At 54.8% G+C, this 19,021-nt stretch carries 17 protein-coding genes; 1 reads left to right on the top strand and 16 read right to left on the bottom strand.

The genetic code is table 11. From position 1 onward, the window contains the following. Positions 1 to 303, top strand: a 303-nt coding sequence (locus tag OKC42_RS10210; RefSeq protein ID WP_270819609.1) for a hypothetical protein, incomplete at its 5' end; no start/stop codon positions are given. A gap of 10 nt (positions 304 to 313) precedes the next feature. On the opposite strand, the gene gmhB is transcribed toward OKC42_RS10210, so the two are convergent. The 16 genes from gmhB to rplK all read right to left on the bottom strand — a co-directional run bounded on the left by gmhB (position 314) and on the right by rplK (position 18,915). Then, positions 314 to 856 carry a D-glycero-beta-D-manno-heptose 1,7-bisphosphate 7-phosphatase gene (gene gmhB, locus OKC42_RS10205; RefSeq protein ID WP_201905864.1) on the bottom strand — a complete coding sequence of 181 codons (543 nt, stop codon included), beginning with the start codon at positions 854 to 856 and terminating at the stop codon, positions 314 to 316. Positions 857 to 969: 113 nt separating this feature from the next. Beyond that, entirely contained in the window at positions 970 to 2,154 is a 1,185-nt protein-coding gene (gene tuf / locus OKC42_RS10200) for an elongation factor Tu (RefSeq protein ID WP_005339879.1), read from the bottom strand. Between the two features lie 54 nt (positions 2,155 to 2,208). Further along, positions 2,209 to 4,314: an elongation factor G gene (gene fusA / locus OKC42_RS10195; RefSeq protein ID WP_021229318.1), complete on the bottom strand. Its 2,106-nt coding sequence runs from the start codon at positions 4,312 to 4,314 to the stop codon at positions 2,209 to 2,211. Between the two features lie 75 nt (positions 4,315 to 4,389). Further along, on the bottom strand, positions 4,390 to 4,860 hold the full coding sequence (gene rpsG / locus OKC42_RS10190; RefSeq protein ID WP_005339911.1) for a 30S ribosomal protein S7: 471 nt from the start codon (positions 4,858 to 4,860) through the stop codon (positions 4,390 to 4,392). 93 nt (positions 4,861 to 4,953) lie between these two features. Continuing rightward, positions 4,954 to 5,328, bottom strand: a complete 375-nt coding sequence (gene rpsL, locus OKC42_RS10185; protein ID WP_005306278.1) for a 30S ribosomal protein S12 — start codon at positions 5,326 to 5,328, stop codon at positions 4,954 to 4,956. Positions 5,329 to 5,510: 182 nt separating this feature from the next. Next, on the bottom strand, positions 5,511 to 5,789 hold the full coding sequence (tusB, locus tag OKC42_RS10180; protein WP_139401110.1) for a sulfurtransferase complex subunit TusB: 279 nt from the start codon (positions 5,787 to 5,789) through the stop codon (positions 5,511 to 5,513). 7 nt (positions 5,790 to 5,796) lie between these two features. Then, the gene (gene tusC, locus OKC42_RS10175) at positions 5,797 to 6,156 is read right to left on the bottom strand and encodes a sulfurtransferase complex subunit TusC (RefSeq protein ID WP_181270208.1); all 360 of its coding nucleotides are present in this window, start codon (positions 6,154 to 6,156) and stop codon (positions 5,797 to 5,799) included. 8 nt (positions 6,157 to 6,164) lie between these two features. Beyond that, positions 6,165 to 6,557 carry a sulfurtransferase complex subunit TusD gene (tusD, locus tag OKC42_RS10170; RefSeq protein ID WP_124930370.1) on the bottom strand — a complete coding sequence of 131 codons (393 nt, stop codon included), beginning with the start codon at positions 6,555 to 6,557 and terminating at the stop codon, positions 6,165 to 6,167. Positions 6,558 to 6,641: 84 nt separating this feature from the next. Further along, positions 6,642 to 7,022: a RidA family protein gene (locus OKC42_RS10165; RefSeq protein WP_019446597.1), complete on the bottom strand. Its 381-nt coding sequence runs from the start codon at positions 7,020 to 7,022 to the stop codon at positions 6,642 to 6,644. A 24-nt stretch (positions 7,023 to 7,046) separates the two neighbouring features. Next, positions 7,047 to 7,763: a helix-turn-helix transcriptional regulator gene (locus tag OKC42_RS10160; protein WP_005339902.1), complete on the bottom strand. Its 717-nt coding sequence runs from the start codon at positions 7,761 to 7,763 to the stop codon at positions 7,047 to 7,049. A gap of 194 nt (positions 7,764 to 7,957) precedes the next feature. Beyond that, positions 7,958 to 12,262 (bottom strand): DNA-directed RNA polymerase subunit beta', encoded by a 4,305-nt coding sequence (gene rpoC, locus OKC42_RS10155; RefSeq protein WP_005339899.1) that lies wholly within the window; start codon positions 12,260 to 12,262, stop codon positions 7,958 to 7,960. 91 nt (positions 12,263 to 12,353) lie between these two features. Further along, positions 12,354 to 16,382, bottom strand: a complete 4,029-nt coding sequence (gene rpoB, locus OKC42_RS10150; protein WP_005339897.1) for a DNA-directed RNA polymerase subunit beta — start codon at positions 16,380 to 16,382, stop codon at positions 12,354 to 12,356. 224 nt (positions 16,383 to 16,606) lie between these two features. Next, entirely contained in the window at positions 16,607 to 16,972 is a 366-nt protein-coding gene (gene rplL / locus OKC42_RS10145) for a 50S ribosomal protein L7/L12 (protein ID WP_005306304.1), read from the bottom strand. Between the two features lie 51 nt (positions 16,973 to 17,023). Beyond that, entirely contained in the window at positions 17,024 to 17,524 is a 501-nt protein-coding gene (gene rplJ, locus OKC42_RS10140) for a 50S ribosomal protein L10 (protein WP_005339895.1), read from the bottom strand. A 256-nt stretch (positions 17,525 to 17,780) separates the two neighbouring features. Then, complete coding sequence (rplA, locus tag OKC42_RS10135) at positions 17,781 to 18,482, bottom strand: 50S ribosomal protein L1 (RefSeq protein ID WP_005339888.1); 702 nt, start codon at positions 18,480 to 18,482, stop codon at positions 17,781 to 17,783. 4 nt (positions 18,483 to 18,486) lie between these two features. After that, entirely contained in the window at positions 18,487 to 18,915 is a 429-nt protein-coding gene (rplK, locus tag OKC42_RS10130; protein WP_005339887.1) for a 50S ribosomal protein L11, read from the bottom strand. Positions 18,916 to 19,021: the final 106 nt, after the last annotated feature.

Here is a 19,021-nt window from a genome sequence, read left to right as displayed (position 1 = left end):
GAAAATCAAAAATTGTTTTTGATGTTCGATGCTGTGAGTGCCCACACAGATTGCTTGATTCAAATTGTTAAAGAGCGACGCAACAGTGTGTTGCTGCGGGAGTGGAATTCTACTCAACCGCCTTCTCGAGTCAAGCCTTATTTTCAAAGGCTTTCGAGGTTATCGACGAGGTTGTGTGCGTTGCCGCTTGCCCTGTCGATGGAGGCGCATTATAGGGAACAGATTCTTTCTGGCAAGCAGATAATTGCAAAAAGATGGCTTTCGCTGTTCGTTCGCTCACAAAGCCACCAATTGGCATATTAAACCGGCGAAATCAGCTCACTGCAGGCACCGTAACAGCAAAATCGTGCAGATTGTCATAGAGAGCATCGGCCAGCGCACTACCCGTTTCGGTCACCGGCTTGCCGGTTCTGACCATGATCTTGTGACCAACCCCGGCATTGATGGCAGCTTTCAGATCAGAGGGCTTGTCACCCACCATATAGGAACGACTCATGTCGATCCCCAGTTCCTGTTGCGCCAACAGCAGCATGCCTGGCTCCGGTTTGCGGCAATCACAGGGGGCGCCGTGATCCGGATGATGGGGGCAGAAGTAGATACCATCGAGATCCACATCCCGATCAGCCAGTGACCAATCCATCCATTCAGTCAGATTCATGAAGTCATCTTCACTGAAGTAGCCGCGGGCGATTCCGGACTGGTTAGTGACGACGACCAGCAGATAGCCTTTCTTTTTGAGGAGCTGCAGGGCGTCTATGACTCCGGGCAGAAAATGAAAATCATCGACCTGACTGACATAGCCAGTGTCTTCATTGATGACACCGTCACGATCCAGAAAAATGGCGGGGTTGCTCACGGAAACTACCTCTATCAATGGTTTTGCCCAGTATCTCACAGGCCATAAATAGCCCCAAAAATAAAAGGGGTGGCCGAAGCCACCCCTTTTCATGCTTGTATATAACGAATCGATTAGGCGATTACGCTAGCTACAACACCAGCACCTACGGTACGGCCACCTTCACGGATAGCGAAACGCAGGCCGTCGTCCATCGCGATCGGAGCAATCAGGGTAACAACCATTTTGATGTTGTCGCCCGGCATTACCATCTCTACGCCTTCCGGCAGCTCGATGGTACCGGTCACGTCGGTAGTACGGAAGTAGAACTGCGGACGGTAGCCTTTGAAGAACGGGGTATGACGACCACCTTCTTCTTTGGACAGTACGTACACTTCAGATTCGAACTTGGTGTGCGGCTTGATAGAACCCGGCTTGGCCAGTACCTGACCACGCTCTACGTCTTCACGCTTAACACCACGCAGCAGCGCGCCGATGTTCTCGCCTGCACGACCTTCGTCCAGCAGCTTGCGGAACATTTCTACACCGGTACAGGTGGTAGAAACGGTATCTTTGATACCAACGATTTCTACAGTCTCACCTACTTTAACGATACCGCGCTCTACACGACCGGTAACTACGGTACCACGGCCAGCGATAGAGAATACGTCTTCGATAGGCATCAGGAACGGCTGGTCAATCGCGCGCTCCGGCTCCGGGATGTAGGTATCCAGGTGGCCAGCCAGCTCGATGATCTTCTCTTCCCACTGAGCGTCGCCTTCCAGCGCTTTCAGTGCGGAACCACGAACTACCGGCAGGTCATCACCCGGGAAGTCGTACTCGGTCAGCAGTTCACGAACTTCCATCTCAACCAGTTCGAGCAGCTCTTCGTCATCAACCATGTCACACTTGTTCATGAACACGATCATGTACGGGATACCAACCTGACGACCCAGCAGGATGTGCTCACGAGTCTGCGGCATCGGGCCGTCAGTCGCTGCTACTACCAGGATCGCGCCGTCCATCTGGGCAGCACCGGTGATCATGTTTTTAACGTAGTCGGCGTGACCCGGGCAATCTACGTGGGCGTAGTGGCGGGTAGCGGTGTCGTATTCTACGTGGGAGGTGTTGATGGTGATACCACGCTCACGCTCTTCCGGTGCCTTGTCGATCTGGTCGAAGGCGAAAGCTTTACCACCGAAGTGCTTGGCCAGCACGTTGGTGATAGCTGCAGTCAGGGTGGTTTTACCGTGGTCAACGTGGCCGATGGTGCCGACGTTTACGTGCGGTTTATTACGCTCAAATTTTTCTTTAGACACGACGTAGTCCTTCTAGGTTAAACCCGCCTACCGTCGTAGGCGGGGAATCTTAAATTACTTGGATTTGCGCTCTTCGATCACGGCTTGTGCAACGTTGGTCGGTGCATCGTGATACTTGGCGAATTCCATGGCGTAGGAAGCACGACCCTGGGTAGCGGAACGCAGTGCAGTTGCATAACCGAACATTTCGGCCAGCGGCACCAGAGCACGTACGATCTTGCCGGACGGACCATCTTCCATACCTTCGATCAGGCCACGACGACGGTTCAGGTCACCGATAACATCGCCCATGTAATCTTCCGGAGTTTCAACTTCTACTTTCATGATCGGTTCGAGCAGAACCGGGTTGGCTTTCATGAAGCCAGCCTTAAAGGCCATAGAAGCAGCGATTTTGAACGCCAGTTCGGAAGAGTCGACATCGTGGTAAGAACCGAAGTGCAGACGCACACCCAGATCCATAACCGGGTAACCAGCCAGCGGACCAGATTTGAGCTGCTCACGGATACCTTTATCAACACCCGGGATGAATTCACCAGGAATGACACCACCTTTGATGTCGTTGACGAATTCGTAGGCTTTGCCTTCTTCCAGCGGGTACATGTCGATAACAACATGACCGTACTGACCGCGACCACCAGACTGCTTGGCATGCTTGCCTTCGATGTCTTTAACGGTGGTACGGATGGTTTCACGGTAGGCAACCTGCGGCTTACCTACGTTGGCTTCAACCTTGAACTCGCGACGCATACGGTCAACGATGATGTCCAGGTGCAGCTCACCCATACCAGCGATGATGGTTTGACCTGACTCTTCGTCAGTCCATACGCGGAAGGACGGATCTTCCTGAGCCAGACGGCCCAGTGCCAGACCCATCTTCTCCTGGTCAGCCTTGGTTTTCGGCTCAACTGCGATAGAAATTACCGGCTCCGGGAATTCCATACGCTCGAGGATGATCGGTGCGTTCGGGTCACACAGGGTGTCACCAGTGGTCACGTCTTTCAGACCGATGGCAGCAGCGATGTCACCAGCGCGTACTTCTTTGATCTCTTCACGCTTGTTGGCATGCATCTGAACGATACGGCCAAAACGCTCGCGCTTGTCCTTGACGGAGTTCAGCACGGTGTCACCGGAGTTGATCACGCCAGAGTAGACACGGAAGAAGGTCAGGTTACCAACGAACGGGTCGGTAGCGATCTTGAACGCCAGAGCAGAGAACGGCTCGTCATCAGAAGCGTGACGCTCGTCTTTGGTCTCGCCGTCCATTTTCAGGCCGTCGATAGCAGCAACGTCGGTCGGAGCCGGCAGGTACTCGATCACGGCATCCAGCATTGCCTGTACGCCCTTGTTCTTGAACGCGGAGCCACAGGTTACCAGGATGATTTCGTTGTTCAGCACGCGCTGACGCAGAGCACCTTTGATCTCTTCCTCGGTCAGCTCTTCGCCGCCCAGGTATTTTTCCATCAGGTCTTCAGACGCTTCAGCAGCGGCTTCAACCAGATTCATGCGCATTTCTTGCGCCTGTTCCAGCAACTCGGCCGGGACGTCTTCGTAATCGAAGGATACGCCCTGATCAGCTTCATTCCAGTTGATGGCTTTCATCTTGACCAAGTCAACAACGCCCTTGAAGTTCTCTTCAGAGCCGATGTTCAGCTGAAGGGGAACCGGAGTACCTTTCAGACGGGTCTTGATGTGCTCAACGCAGCGCAGGAAGTTGGCGCCGGTACGGTCCATCTTGTTGACGAACGCGATACGGGGAACCTTGTACTTGTTAGCCTGACGCCATACGGTTTCAGACTGTGGCTGTACGCCACCTACGGCACAGTACACCATCACGGCACCGTCCAGAACACGCATTGAACGCTCTACTTCGATAGTAAAGTCAACGTGGCCCGGGGTATCGATGATGTTGATACGGTGCGGTTGGAACTGTTTACCCATACCGGACCAGAAAGCGGTGGTCGCGGCGGAGGTGATGGTGATACCACGCTCTTGTTCCTGTTCCATCCAGTCCATGGTGGCAGCGCCATCGTGAACTTCACCGATCTTGTGACTTACACCGGTGTAAAACAGTACGCGCTCGGTAGTAGTAGTCTTACCGGCGTCAATGTGAGCGGAGATACCGATGTTACGATAACGCTCAATGGGGGTTGTACGAGCCATTGTCATCCTCTTACTAAGGCGCTTGTCCCTAGATAATTAAAGGTGCGCAGAGTCAAAAGACCCTGCGCAAGCGGATTACCAGCGGAAGTGAGCGAAGGCTTTGTTCGCTTCAGCCATACGGTGAACGTCTTCACGTTTCTTGACAGACGAACCCTTATTGTCAGCGGCATCCAGCAGCTCGCCAGCCAGACGCTGAGCCATTGATTTTTCACCACGTTTACGAGCGGCATCAACCAACCAGCGCATTGCCAGGGCATTGCGACGTACCGGACGAACTTCTACCGGCACCTGATAGGTTGCACCACCGACGCGACGAGATTTAACCTCGACCGCCGGACGAATGTTATCCAGAGCTTCTTCGAATACGGCCAGGTGCTCTTTGCCAGATTTGGTGGCAATGATGTCCAGGGCGCCATAAACAATGGCTTCTGCAACAGATTTCTTACCGTCAACCATTACTACGTTGACAAATTTAGCCAGCAGCTCTGATCCGAACTTGGGATCTGGCAGGATTTTACGCTGACCAACAACACGACGTCTTGGCATTTCAAATTCTCCGTAACTTCAGGGATTACCCAAAACTAGAAAGCTATCTAACTAGAAACGAATTAACGTTTGGCCTTACTTAACGGAGAACCATTAAGCTTTAGGACGCTTCACGCCATACTTGGAGCGAGCCTGCTTACGGTCTTTAACACCGGCACAGTCCAACGCACCACGAACGGTGTGATAACGAACGCCTGGCAAGTCTTTTACACGACCGCCACGGATCAGAACAACAGAGTGCTCTTGCAGGTTGTGACCTTCACCGCCGATGTAGGAGGTGACTTCGAAGCCGTTGGTCAGACGTACACGGCACACTTTACGCAGTGCAGAGTTAGGCTTCTTCGGGGTGGTGGTATATACACGAGTGCATACGCCACGCTTCTGAGGGCACGCTTCCAGCGCCGGCACGTTGCTTTTCACAACGAGCTTGATGCGTGGCTTGCGAACCAACTGGTTAATAGTTGCCATCAAAAGGCTCCTGATAATGACTTCATAAACGTGTGGAAAATCCTCCCCGCAGATACGGGGACGCGAAATTTTATGCCCTGTTGTCTGGGGAGTCAAGATTTATACAATTTGCGTCACAAAAGGGCAATTCGGATCCGTTTGATTTCACGACATCTCCTTGAATTTCCTTGGAAATGTGCTTATCAGCCACCCCAGGTGCGCGGGGAACCTTTTTGCGCAATCAGTGCCACCAGACCCGCCATATCGAGCACCTTGCCCACCCGATGCTGCAAACCGCGAGCTTGCAGATCTTCCTGCATCACATAAACCGAGATACCCGCCAGCCGCGCGCTCCACTGGGGAGCCGATGCCGCAATCACGGCATCCTGCATCAGTACCAGCTCATCCTCGGGCTGAAGGTATGAGAGCGCCTCTGCCAGAGCCTGACTCTGAAAGGGGGAGTTCAATATCAGATGCAACATGGAGACCTCAAAAGCTGATGTGAGTCGAACATTGTGCCCAACGCCGAGCCAGTTCCTGGCGCGGCAGACTCTCGACGGGGATCAGCAGATCATCCACTGTCACGCCACGCTCTGCCAGCGAGTCAGCACAAACATAGACCTCTTCGATGTCGTAGAGTTCCAGCATTTTGAAGGTGGGCGCGTAGTGGCGCTGCAAAATGGCGGCAGGCTGCTGCTCCTTGAGCAGTTGCAGCACGCCGTCCCCAATCAGGAAGAGGGCCAGCTCATCGGTCATGGCCGAGGTGGCCAGCAGGGCATCCAGTCCTTCCCGGCCGGCGGCATGGCCATGGGGGCCATGACTGCAGATAAAGGCGATTTTCTTGCTCATGACTCCCCCTAGAACTGAACCAGCCGATCGGCGGTGAGTGCAGCCTCGGCCAACTGGCCCAGACCGCTCAGGCAAAATGGCGGTTGCAGATTGAAGTGCACCTGCCCTGCCCCCTTGGCTTCCTGTTCATCGAGTACACCGCGCCGCATGGCGGCGGCGACACAGACGTCGATACGGATCCCCTGCTCTTCTGCCAGCTCTCGCCACAAACGCACCAGGTCAGTCTCATCGGATGCAGGCAGATGCAGACCGTTGCCGTTGCAGACCCCATCCTGATAGAAGAACAGGTGAGACAAGGTATGCCCCTGTGCCAACAGGGTGCGGGCAAAACGATAGGCTGTGCTGGCCGATTGGGTGCCATAGGCGGGCCCCGTGACCAGGATGGCAAAACTCAGACTCATAGCAGGACTCCTGTGCTGACCCGGTCCATTTTACGCCAAAAACAAAAAAGCCCCTGCCAGGAGGGGCTTGATTCGATCTGTTGATCAGAGATGGGCAATCGCCTCGACCTCGACCAGCACATCTTTCGGCAGACGGGCCACCTCCACGCAGGAGCGGGCTGGTGCTGCATCGCCAAAGTAGCGGGCATAGACCTGATTGAAGGCAACGAAGTTGTTCATGTCACTCAGGAAACAGGTGGTTTTGACCACTTTGCTGGCATCGGCACCGGCAGCTTGCAACACGGCGACCAGATTCTTCATCACCCGTTCGGCCTGCTCTTCGATGCCGCCGGCCACGATCTCCATGGTGGCAGGATCGAGCGGGATCTGCCCGGAGGTGAAGATCATCTCGCCAACCTTGGTAGCCTGAACATACGGACCAATCGCGGCAGGCGCCTTGTCGGTTGCAATCACTTCTTTAGCCATTCATCTATCCCCTTCTGGAATGAGTTACTCGTTCTCGTCTTCACCCTGCTTGCGCTGTCGGATGTAAAGATAAACGGTATGTTTTGAAATATTGAGTTTGTCCGCCACCAGATTGATCGAATCCTTGATGTCGAAAATGCCCTTCTCGAACAGCTGGGTCACGATGAAGCGATTCTTGGCATTGTTGGCCACGGTGGGATCGCGGTTGATCTCGTCGATGGTGTTATCCACCGTCTGGGCAACCAACTCTTCCACGCTATTGGCGAAGGTCTCTGGTGACTGACGCGCCGCCTGCTGGGGCGTCGGGAAAAATTCGGCCACGAACTCGTGGAAAGGCGCATTGATGTGCAGGTTGATGCAGATAAGCCCCACTACTTGCCGCTCGCTGTTGCGAATGGCGATGGTGCTCGACTTCATCAGCGCGCCGGTACGGCTGCGAGCGAAATAGCTCTGGGTGTAATCCTGGCCGGTGCTCTCGATATCCTTGAGCATGCGCAGGGCGAGATCGGTGATGGGCGCCCCGAGGGTGCGTCCGGTATTGAAGCCATTGGCGATCTTGATCACCGACTCGTGCAGATTTTCCAGGGAGTGGAGTACCACTTCACAATGCTTGCCGAACAGCTCGGCCAAGCCATCGATGAGCCCATCGTATGAGCGCAACAATTCCCTGTCTTCATCTGTAAAAGTGCGGCTGATCAGCTGTTCTTCGGGAAGCATGGCTTCCTCGATACCGACAGTCATGTTCTACCCCTGTAATAACCATTCAACTTTCCCGAGTTTTAAATTGCAGGGGAGTAAAGTCAACTTTTTTTGATTTTTTACTCTACAACTTTGCTCTGGATCATCCTGAAACCCGCGCTGCGTCTACCTTTGCCGAGGAATTGGCCAACAAAAAGGGCTCCTTGAAGGAGCCCTTTTCAATCACGGATGACGAGTTACTCTTCGTCGAAGCTACCGGCTGCGTTCAGCAGATCCGCCAGGTTCTGCTCCGCTTCATCAGCGGTCACCTGCGGGGTACCAACAGCACGAGCTGCGGCAGCACGCTGGTTGATCCGGCTATGGTGGTAGGCAAAGCCGGTACCAGCCGGGATCAGACGACCCACGATGACGTTCTCTTTCAGACCACGCAGTTCATCACGCTTGCCACCTACGGCGGCTTCGGTCAGAACGCGAGTGGTTTCCTGGAAGGAAGCCGCGGAGATGAAGGACTCGGTGCTCAGAGATGCCTTGGTAATACCCATCAGTACATGACGGTAGGTTGCAGGGGTCTTGCCCTCGGCAACCAGCTTACGGTTGGCAATCTTCACACGAGCCACTTCAACCTGTTCGCCTTCGATCAGATCGGTATCGCCAGCGCTCAGGATCTCGCACTTGCGCAGCATCTGACGAACGATGACTTCGATGTGCTTGTCGTTGATCTTAACGCCTTGCAGACGGTAAACGTCTTGCACTTCGTTGGCGATGTAGTTGGCGACCGGGCTGATACCGCGCAGACGCAGGATGTCGTGAGCAGACTCAGGACCGTCCGCCAGCACTTCACCCTTCTCAACTTTTTCACCTTCGAACACGTTCAGGTTACGCCACTTCGGAATCATCTCTTCGTAGACGTTGCCACCATCGGTCGGGGTGATGACCAGACGGCGTTTGCCCTTGGTCTCTTTCCCGAAGGAGATGGTACCGGAGATCTCGGCCAGAATTGCCGGTTCCTTCGGTTGACGTGCTTCGAACAGATCCGCAACGCGCGGCAGACCACCGGTGATGTCCTTGGTACCGCCGGACTCTTGCGGGATACGCGCTACCGCGTCACCCACGCCCACGTTGGCACCATCTTCCAGGTTCACGATCGCCTTGCCCGGCAGGAAGTACTGGGCGGCTACATCGGTACCCGGGATCATCACGTCTTTGCCGTTCAGGTCGACCAGTTTAACGGTCGGACGCATCTCTTTACCGGCGCTCGGACGCTCGTTGACGTCCAGAACAACGATAGAAGAGAGACCGGTCAGCTCGTCGGTCTGACGAGTGATGGTCACGCCATCGATCATGTGTTCGAACTGCAGGCGACCTGCCACTTCGGTGATGATCGGGTGGGTGTGCGGATCCCAGTTGGCAACGGTCTCGCCAGCACTCACGGCCTGGCCGTCCTTCACTTCCAGCACGGAACCGTAAGGCAGCTTGTGGCTTTCCTTGGTACGGCCCATGTCGTCCATGATGGTCAGTTCGGTAGAACGTGAGGTGATAACCAGTTTGTCATCGCTGTTGTGAACGAACTTGGCGTTCTGCAGCTTGATGGTACCTGTGTTCTTGACCTGGATGCTGCTTTCAGCAGCGGCACGAGATGCAGCACCACCGATGTGGAAAGTACGCATCGTCAGCTGGGTACCCGGTTCACCGATGGACTGGGCGGCGATAACACCGACAGCCTCACCCTTGTTAACCAGGTGACCACGGGCCAGATCACGGCCGTAGCAGTGAGCACAGTTACCGAAGTCGGTTTCACAGGTGATGGCAGAACGTACCTTCACACGGTCAACGGAGTTACGCTCCAGCAGGTCACACAGCTGCTCGTCGAGCAGGGTGTTGCGAGCAACCAGGATCTCGTCCTCGGTACCCGGCTTGATGACATCTTCTGCCACCACACGACCCAGCACGCGCTCACGCAGCGGCTCGACCACGTCGCCACCCTCGATCAGCGGAGTCATCCACAGACCGTCGGTAGTACCGCAATCGTCCTCGGTGATCACCATGTCTTGCGCCACGTCTACCAGACGACGAGTCAGGTAACCGGAGTTCGCAGTCTTCAGTGCGGTATCCGCCAGACCCTTACGAGCACCGTGGGTAGAGATAAAGTACTGCAGTACGTTCAGACCTTCGCGGAAGTTCGCGATGATCGGGGTCTCGATGATGGAGCCATCCGGCTTGGCCATCAGGCCACGCATACCGGCCAGCTGACGGATCTGGGCGGCGGAACCACGCGCACCAGAGTCGGCCATCATAAAGATGCTGTTGAACGAGGCCTGCTCTTCTTCTTCACCCAGCGAGTTGACGTTACGCTCTTTGGACAAGTTCTCCATCATGGCCTTGGAGACGCGCTCGTTGGCGCTGGCCCAGATATCGATAACCTTGTTGTAACGCTCGCCCGCAGTTACCAGACCTGACAGGAACTGGTCCTGGATCTCGGCAACTTCGGCTTCGGCTGCCGCGATGATGTCTTTCTTGGCATCCGGGATGACCATGTCATCGATACCAACGGAAGCACCGGACAGGGCCGCGTAGTGGAAACCGGTATACATCAGCTGGTCAGCGAAGATAACGGTGTCCTTCAGGCCCTGCTTGCGATAGCAGGTGTTCAGCAGACGGGAGATGAGCTTTTTGCCCAGCGCCTTGTTGGATACGCACTTGATCCAGTTCTGCGGATTGGCATCCAGATCAGCCTGTTCTGCAGCAGTCAGCACCTTCGGCTCGTCGATCAGGGCGTATTCCATACCTTTCGGCAGGATCAGGCTCAGGATCGCACGACCAACGGTGGTGTTCTTCATCTCGGTGTGTTCACGCAGAGAACCGTCTTCCTGACGCAGGTATTCGGTAATGCGTACTTTCACACGAGCATGCAGATCGGCCAGACCGGCGCGATATACTTTCTCGGCTTCTTTCGGGCCGGCCAGCACCATACCTTCGCCTTTGGCGTTGATACGGGCACGGGTCATGTAGTACAGACCCAAGACCACGTCCTGAGAAGGAACGATGATCGGCTCACCGGAGGCAGGCGACAGGATGTTGTTGGTAGACATCATCAGCGCACGCGCTTCCAGCTGGGCTTCCAGGGTCAGCGGTACGTGGACCGCCATCTGGTCACCATCGAAGTCCGCGTTATACGCAGCACAAACCAGCGGGTGCAGCTGGATTGCCTTGCCTTCGACCAGAGTCGGTTCGAATGCCTGGATACCCAGACGGTGCAGAGTCGGTGCACGGTTCAGCAGAACCGGGTGTTCGCGGATCACTTCGTCCAGGATATCCCAAACGACAGCTTCCTCGCGCTCCACCATCTTCTTGGCGGCCTTGATAGTGGTCGCCAGACCGCGGGTTTCCAGCTTGCCATAGATGAACGGCTTGAACAGTTCCAGCGCCATCTTCTTCGGCAGACCGCACTGATGCAGACGCAGAGTCGGGCCTACGGTGATAACGGAACGACCGGAGTAGTCGACACGTTTACCGAGCAGGTTCTGACGGAAACGACCCTGCTTACCCTTGATCATGTCAGCCAGGGATTTCAGCGGGCGCTTGTTGGAACCGGTGATGGCACGACCACGACGGCCGTTATCCAGCAGTGCATCGACGGACTCTTGCAGCATACGCTTTTCGTTGCGCACGATGATGTCCGGAGCAGCCAGATCCAGCAGACGCTTCAAGCGGTTGTTACGGTTGATCACGCGACGGTACAGATCGTTCAGATCGGAAGTCGCGAAACGGCCGCCGTCCAGCGGTACCAGCGGACGCAGGTCCGGCGGCAGCACAGGCAGCACTGTCATGATCATCCACTCCGGCTTGTTGCCGGACTGCAGGAAAGCTTCCATCAGCTTCAGACGCTTGGTGGTCTTCTTGCGCTTGGTCTCGGAGTTGGTTTGATCCAGCTCCTCACGCATGGTTTTGACTTCACCTTCCAGATCGATAGCGCGCAGCAATGCCAGGATTGCTTCGGCACCCATCTTGGCGTCAAATTCGTCGCCCCACTCTTCCAGCGCATCCAGGTACTGCTCTTCAGAGAGCATCTGGCTGCGTTCGAGGTTGGTCATACCCGGCTCGATTACCACGAAAGATTCGAAGTAGAGCACACGCTCGATGTCGCGCAGGGTCATGTCCAGCAGCAGACCGATACGGGACGGCAGGGACTTCAGGAACCAGATGTGGGCAGTCGGGCTGGCCAGCTCGATGTGGCCCATACGCTCACGACGGACCTTGGTCTGGGTCACTTCAACGCCGCACTTCTCACAGATCACACCACGGTGTTTCAGGCGCTTGTACTTGCCGCACAGACACTCGTAGTCCTTCACCGGTCCGAAGATACGGGCGCAGAACAGACCATCACGCTCCGGCTTGAAAGTCCGGTAGTTGATGGTCTCAGGCTTTTTGACCTCACCGAATGACCAGGAGCGGATCATGTCAGGAGAGGCCAGACCGATCTTGATACTGTCAAACTCTTCGGTCTTGGTCTGAGCCTTCAAAAACTTGAGTAAGTCTTTCACGTGTTTCCCCTGTCAGGAGTCTAACCTCGGCGCCCCGGCTGCCAAAACAGCGGGGCGCCCACGTCAATTCTCGAACAATAAGAGCGAGCTCTTACTCTTCGTCCAGCTCGATGTTGATACCCAGAGAGCGGATTTCCTTCAGCAATACGTTGAAGGATTCGGGCATGCCCGGCTCCATACGGTGGTCGCCATCCACGATGTTCTTATACATCTTGGTACGGCCATTCACATCGTCAGACTTGACGGTCAGCATTTCCTGCAGGGTATATGCCGCACCGTAAGCCTCCAGGGCCCACACTTCCATCTCACCGAAACGCTGACCACCGAACTGAGCCTTACCACCCAGCGGCTGCTGGGTAACCAGGCTGTAAGAACCGGTAGAACGCGCGTGCATCTTGTCGTCGACCAAGTGGTTCAGCTTGAGCATGTACATGTAACCAACGGTTACTTTACGCTCGAAGCGGTTACCGGTACGGCCATCGAACAGATCAATCTGACCGGATTCCGGCAGATCGGCCAGCTTCAGCAGGGCTTTGATTTCGCGCTCTTTGGCACCATCAAACACTGGAGTAGCAACCGGCAGACCCTTACGCAGGTTACCCACCAGGGTACGTACGTCGTCATCAGACAGTTCGGCGATGTTCACTTGCTGGGTGTCCTTCTCGCCCAGGTCATAGACCTGCTGCAGGAAGTTGCGCATCTCGTGCAGCTCGCGCTGCTCTTTGACCATGCGATCGATCTTCTCGCCGATACCCTTGGCCGCAAGGCCCAGGTGCACTTCGAGGATCTGACCGATGTTCATACGGGATGGTACGCCCAACGGGTTCAGTACGATGTCGACCGGACGGCCGAACTCGTCATGAGGCATATCCTCGACCGGACAGATCTTGGAGATAACACCCTTGTTACCGTGACGGCCCGCCATCTTGTCACCCGGCTGGATGCGACGCTTGACTGCCAGATAAACCTTGACGATTTTCAGTACGCCCGGCGCCAGATCATCACCCTGGATAATCTTGCGACGCTTGTTCTCGAATTTCTTGTCGAACTCGGCTTTCAGCTCAACGTGCTGTTCAGCGATCTGTTCCAGTTCGGTCTGCTTGCCTTCGTCTTCGATGGCCAGTTCAAACCACTTGGAGCGATCGAGCTTGTTCAGACGATCTTCGCTGTAACCGGCGGCCAGCAGCAGGTTGCGGGAGCGGCCGAAAATGCCGTCTTCCAGGATCTTGAACTCTTCGGTCAAGTCCTTCTTCGCTTCCTTCAGCTGCATCTCTTCGATTTCTTTGGCGCGCTTGTCTTTTTCCACGCCATCGCGGGTAAAGACTTGCACGTCAACCACGGTACCGTACACACCGTTCGGCACACGCAGGGAGGAGTCCTTCACATCGGACGCCTTCTCACCGAAGATGGCGCGCAGCAGCTTCTCTTCCGGCGTCAGCTGGGTTTCACCTTTCGGGGTTACCTTACCGACCAGAATGTCGCCGCCCTTCACTTCAGCACCCACGTAGACGATACCGGACTCGTCCAGCTTGGACAGAGCGGCTTCACCCACGTTCGGGATGTCAGCAGTGATCTCTTCCGGACCCAGCTTGGTGTCACGGGAGATACAGGCCAGTTCCTGGATATGGATGGTGGTCAGGCGATCTTCCTGAACAACACGCTCGTTCACCAGGATCGAGTCTTCAAAGTTGTAACCGTTCCACGGCATGAACGCGACGCGCATGTTCTGACCCAGCGCCAGTTCACCCAGATCGGTGGACGGGCCGTCAGCCAGTACGTCGCCAGCCATGACCGGCTCACCCAACATCACGCAAGGACGCTGGTTGATACAGGTGTTCTGGTTGGAACGGGTGTATTTGGTCAGGTTGTAGATGTCGATGCCGGCTTCGCCTGGCATCAGCTCATCTTCATTGACCTTCAGGACGATACGGGAGGCATCGACATAGTCGATTACGCCGCCACGCTTGGCCACTACGGTTACACCGGAGTCAACGGCCACAGCGCGTTCCATACCGGTACCTACAAGCGGCTTGTCAGCACGCAGAGTCGGTACAGCCTGACGTTGCATGTTTGAACCCATCAATGCGCGGTTCGCGTCATCGTGTTCCAGGAACGGGATCAGAGCCGCTGCCACAGATACGATCTGCTGCGGGCTCACGTCCATATACTGGATCTGGTCGGCGTTCATAAAGGTGGATTCACCTTTGTGACGGCACGGGATCAATTCATCTTTCAGACGGCCATCTTCGGTGGTCGCGGCGTTAGCCTGTGCGATCACGTACTTGCCTTCTTCAATAGCAGACAGGTAGTCCACTTCGTCGGTGATCACACCGTCAATGACCTTACGGTACGGGGTCTCGAGGAAACCGTACTCGTTGGTACGAGAGTACACGGACAGAGAGTTGATCAGACCGATGTTCGGACCTTCAGGAGTCTCGATAGGGCACAGACGACCGTAGTGGGTCGGGTGTACGTCTCGGACTTCAAAGCCGGCACGCTCACGAGTCAAACCGCCCGGGCCCAGCGCGGAGATACGACGCTTGTGGGTCACTTCGGAGAGCGGGTTGTTCTGGTCCATAAACTGGGACAGCTGGCTGGAACCAAAGAACTCTTTGACTGCGGCGGAGATCGGCTTGGCATTGATCAGATCCTGCGGCATCAGGGTGTCCAGGTCGCCCAGGGAGAGACGCTCCTTGACCGCACGCTCGACACGCACCAGACCGACGCGGAACTGGTTTTCAGCCATTTCACCGACAGAACGAATACGACGGTTACCCAAGTGGTCGATATCATCCACTTCGTCGTTACCGTTACGGATGTCGATCAGGCGCTTCATCACATCGACGATGTCGTCTTTGGTCAGTACACCAGCGCCAGTCTCGTCTTCACGACCCAGACGGCGGTTGAACTTCATCCGACCTACGGTAGACAGGTCGTAACGCTCGGCGGAGAAGAACAGGTTTTCGAACAGCTGTTCTGCAGCTTCGCGAGTAGGCGGCTCGCCCGGACGCATCATGCGATAGATCTCGACCAGCGCTTCCAAACGGTTGGAGCTGGAGTCGACACGCAGGGTCTCGGACATGTAAGCACCGTGATCCAGTTCGTTGGTGAACAGAACCTCGAAATGCTTGAAGCCGGCTTGGGACAGGTTGGCGATCGCTTCCAGGCTCAGCGCCTGGTTGGCGGTCACGACCATCTCGCCAGTTTGCGGATGTGCGTAGTCCTTGGCAGCAACTTTGCCAACAACATACTCAACCGGTACCTCAATCTGGGTAACGGCATCTTTTTCCAACTGACGGATGTGACGCGCAGTCACACGACGACCGGTCTCAACCACCACGGCGCCATTGGCCACGATGTCAAAGGTCGCAGTTTCACCACGCAGACGCTCCGGCACCAGATCCATCATCAACTTGCCATCTTTTACTTCAAAACCGATGGTCTCGAAGAAGGTGGCCAGGATTTGTTCGGAAGTGAAGTCCAGGGCGCGCAGAATAATGGATGCTGGCAGTTTGCGACGACGGTCGATACGGACAAACAGGTTGTCTTTCGCATCAAACTCGAAGTCCAGCCAGGAGCCACGGTAGGGGATAACGCGAGCGTTATACAGTACCTTACCGGATGAATGAGTTTTGCCTTTATCGTGGTCGAAGAAGACGCCCGGGCTGCGGTGCAGCTGGGAGACGATAACCCGCTCGGTACCATTGATAACAAAGGTGCCGTTCTCGGTCATGAGCGGAATTTCGCCCATGTATACTTCTTGTTCCTTGATGTCTTTGACGGTGCCGGCAGCTGCTTCACGGTCGTACAGAACCATACGAAGCTTGACACGCAGCGGCGCGGAGTAGGTCACTCCACGGATCTGGCATTCTTTTACGTCAAATACCGGCTCACCCAGGCGATAGCTGACATACTGAAGCTCAGCACTACCGGAGTAACTGGTGATCGGGAAAACGCTACGGAAAGCGGCCTCTAGGCCATATTCACCTTCCGGGTCAGCCTCGATGAACTGCTTGAAGGAGTCCAGCTGAATGGACAACAGATAAGGCGTGTCCAGTACCTGGTCTCGCTTACCGAAGTCCTTACGAATGCGTTTTTTTTCGGTATAAGAGTAAACCATAGGGTTCCTCAGCTCGCTGATAAGTGACCCACTCTGTCCCGCGGGACAGCTCTGTCTCAACACCGTTTTGTGTTGGCCCGGACGAAAGAAGACAGTCCGGATTGCTGGTGCACCGAGAGTCGTAAACGGTGTGAAATGCTCTCAGTCTACAGCGCAAAAAGGCTGGTGAACAAAAATTCACCAGCCCTAGCCTGTTTTATCAGGCTAATCTACATAAATGCAGATTATTTGATCTCAACAGAAGCACCGGCAGCTTCCAGCTCTTTCTTCAGAGCTTCAGCTTCGTCCTTGGACACGCCTTCCTTCAGGTTAGCCGGAGCAGCTTCTACCAGATCTTTGGCTTCTTTCAGGCCCAGACCGGTAGCGCCACGAACGGCTTTGATAACGGCAACTTTGTTGGCGCCAGCAGCAGTCAGAACTACGTCGAACTCGGTCTTCTCTTCTACTGCTTCAGCAGCAGCCGGGCCAGCCATTACGGCAGCAGCGGCAGAAACACCGAACTTCTCTTCCATAGCTTCGATCAGCTCAACAACTTCCATTACGGACATGGAAGCAACGGCTTCGATGATTTGGTCTTTAGTGATAGACATGACAAAAATTCCTGATGTTGAATAAACTCAAACAGCCTAAATAGGCGAGAATCAAGCAGCAGCTTGTTTCTGGTCGCGAACAGCAGCGATAGTACGAACCAGCTTGCCAGCAGAGGCTTCTTTCATAGTCGCCATCAACTTCGCAATTGCTTCTTCGTAAGTCGGCAGCGTGGCCAGACGATCAATTTGTGCTGCGGCGATAAACTCACCGTTAAAAGCGCCAGCCTTGATTTCGAACTTTTGGTTCGCTTTGGCAAACTCTTTGAACAGACGAGCAGCAGCGCCCGGGTGTTCGTTAGAGAAAGCAATCAAGGTAGGACCGGTAAATGCGTCGTTCAGGCACTCGTATTCGGTACCTTCTACCGCGCGACGCAGCAGGGTGTTACGCACAACGCGCATGTACACACCGGCTTCACGAGCGGTTTTACGCAGGACGGTCATCTTGTCTACAGTTACACCGCGAGAATCGGCAACAACTGCAGAAAGAGCGCCTTTGGCAGCTTCGTTGACTTCAGCAACAATTGCCTTTTTGTCTTCGAGTCCCAATGCCATTGGCTTAACTCCTGGATTGAATCCGGGTCTATTGACCCAGTACTGACACATCCCCCCTACCTTTACAACAGAGGGGAACGATGCGGTAGCAGGATTCCAGAAGAGAAAGAATCTTTCTCGCTGGGTTTCCGGCACCGTCTACGCAGGAAACATTAAGGCTTTGCAGCCTCCTGCGGTCTTGGACGGAGGTCGAAACCCCCAACCAATCAAGGCGCAAAATTATAGATTAAATTTTGCGCCTTGTAAAACCCATCAATTAGGCCTGAGCTTCCAGAGAAGCTTGGTCTACGGCAACACCGGCACCCATGGTGGTGGAGATGCTGACTTTCTTGATGAATTGACCTTTGGCGGAAGAGGGCTTGCCTTTTTTCAGGGCAACCAGCAGAGCTTCCAAGTTTTCTTTCAGCTGAACTTCGTTGAAAGAAACCTTACCCAGAGTGGTATGGATGATACCATTCTTGTCGTTACGGTAACGAACCTGACCAGCCTTGGCGTTCTTGACAGCTTCGGCAACGTTAGGAGTTACAGTACCAACTTTCGGGTTCGGCATCAGGCCGCGCGGGCCCAGGATTTGACCCAGTTGACCAACAACGCGCATGGCATCCGGGGATGCGATAACTACGTCGAAGTTCATCTCGCCTTTCTTAACCAGATCGGCCAGGTCATCCATACCTACCAGGTCAGCACCGGCAGCTTTAGCTGCTTCGGCATTGGCACCTTGGGTAAATACGGCAACGCGTACATCACGACCGGTACCGTGCGGCAGTACAGTAGCACCACGTACGTTCTGGTCAGATTTACGAGCGTCGATACCCAGGTTGACAGCAACGTCAACGCTTTCAACGAACTTGGCGGTAGCCAGTTCTTTCAGCAGGGCAATGGCTTCGTTGATGGAGTACTCTTTGGTACCGTCAACTTTTTCGCGAATAACGCGCATACGCTTGGAAAGTTTAGCCATTGTCTTAATCCTCCACTACCAGACCCATGGAACGAGCGGAGCCTGCGATGCAACGTACTTTTGCATCCAGATCGGCACCAGTCATATCCGGCTCTTTGGTCTTGGCGATTTCTTGCAGCTGGGCAACGGTCACCTTACCAACCTTGTCTTTGTTCGGCTTGGAAGAACCAGACTTGATGCCAGCAGCTTTCTTCAGCAGGAAGGAAGCAGGCGGAGTCTTGGTTTCGAAGGTGAAGGAACGGTCGCTGTAAACGGTGATCACGACCGGAGTCGGTGAACCTTTTTCCAGCTTCTCTGTACGAGCGTTGAACGCCTTACAGAATTCCATGATGTTAACACCGTGTTGACCCAGTGCAGGACCAACGGGAGGAGACGGGTTGGCTGCACCAGCAGCAACCTGCAGCTTGATATAAGCTGTGACTTTCTTAGCCATTAGGAAAATACCTCAAAAATGGGTTCTAGCGCCTCGGAGACTTGCTCCTGCAAACGGCTCCCCAACTAATAAAGGGGCAGCGAATTATAGAGATATTCGCTGCCCC

The sequence above is a fragment of the Aeromonas sp. Y311-2 genome (assembly GCF_027706025.1).
Taxonomy (GTDB): Bacteria; Pseudomonadota; Gammaproteobacteria; order Enterobacterales; family Aeromonadaceae; genus Aeromonas; species Aeromonas veronii.
The sequence above is the reverse complement of the archived record's forward strand: the minus strand, read 5'-3'. Positions and strand labels throughout refer to the sequence as shown.

Bases quoted from the DNA above. Each gene is read 5' to 3' on its own strand.
- OKC42_RS10165 (WP_019446597.1), bottom strand. From the start codon at position 7,022: ATGGCTAAAGAAGTGATTGCAACCGACAAGGCGCCTGCCGCGATTGGT.
- rpoB (WP_005339897.1), bottom strand. From the start codon at position 16,382: ATGGTTTACTCTTATACCGAAAAAAAACGCATTCGTAAGGACTTCGGT.
- OKC42_RS10160 (WP_005339902.1), bottom strand. From the start codon at position 7,763: ATGACTGTCGGTATCGAGGAAGCCATGCTTCCCGAAGAACAGCTGATC.
- rpsL (WP_005306278.1), bottom strand. From the start codon at position 5,328: ATGGCAACTATTAACCAGTTGGTTCGCAAGCCACGCATCAAGCTCGTT.
- rpsG (WP_005339911.1), bottom strand. From the start codon at position 4,860: ATGCCAAGACGTCGTGTTGTTGGTCAGCGTAAAATCCTGCCAGATCCC.
- rplA (WP_005339888.1), bottom strand. From the start codon at position 18,482: ATGGCTAAACTTTCCAAGCGTATGCGCGTTATTCGCGAAAAAGTTGAC.
- fusA (WP_021229318.1), bottom strand. From the start codon at position 4,314: ATGGCTCGTACAACCCCCATTGAGCGTTATCGTAACATCGGTATCTCC.
- rplJ (WP_005339895.1), bottom strand. From the start codon at position 17,524: ATGGCATTGGGACTCGAAGACAAAAAGGCAATTGTTGCTGAAGTCAAC.
- rplL (WP_005306304.1), bottom strand. From the start codon at position 16,972: ATGTCTATCACTAAAGACCAAATCATCGAAGCCGTTGCTTCCATGTCC.
- tusC (WP_181270208.1), bottom strand. From the start codon at position 6,156: ATGAGCAAGAAAATCGCCTTTATCTGCAGTCATGGCCCCCATGGCCAT.
- tusD (WP_124930370.1), bottom strand. From the start codon at position 6,557: ATGAGTCTGAGTTTTGCCATCCTGGTCACGGGGCCCGCCTATGGCACC.
- rplK (WP_005339887.1), bottom strand. From the start codon at position 18,915: ATGGCTAAGAAAGTCACAGCTTATATCAAGCTGCAGGTTGCTGCTGGT.
- tusB (WP_139401110.1), bottom strand. From the start codon at position 5,789: ATGTTGCATCTGATATTGAACTCCCCCTTTCAGAGTCAGGCTCTGGCA.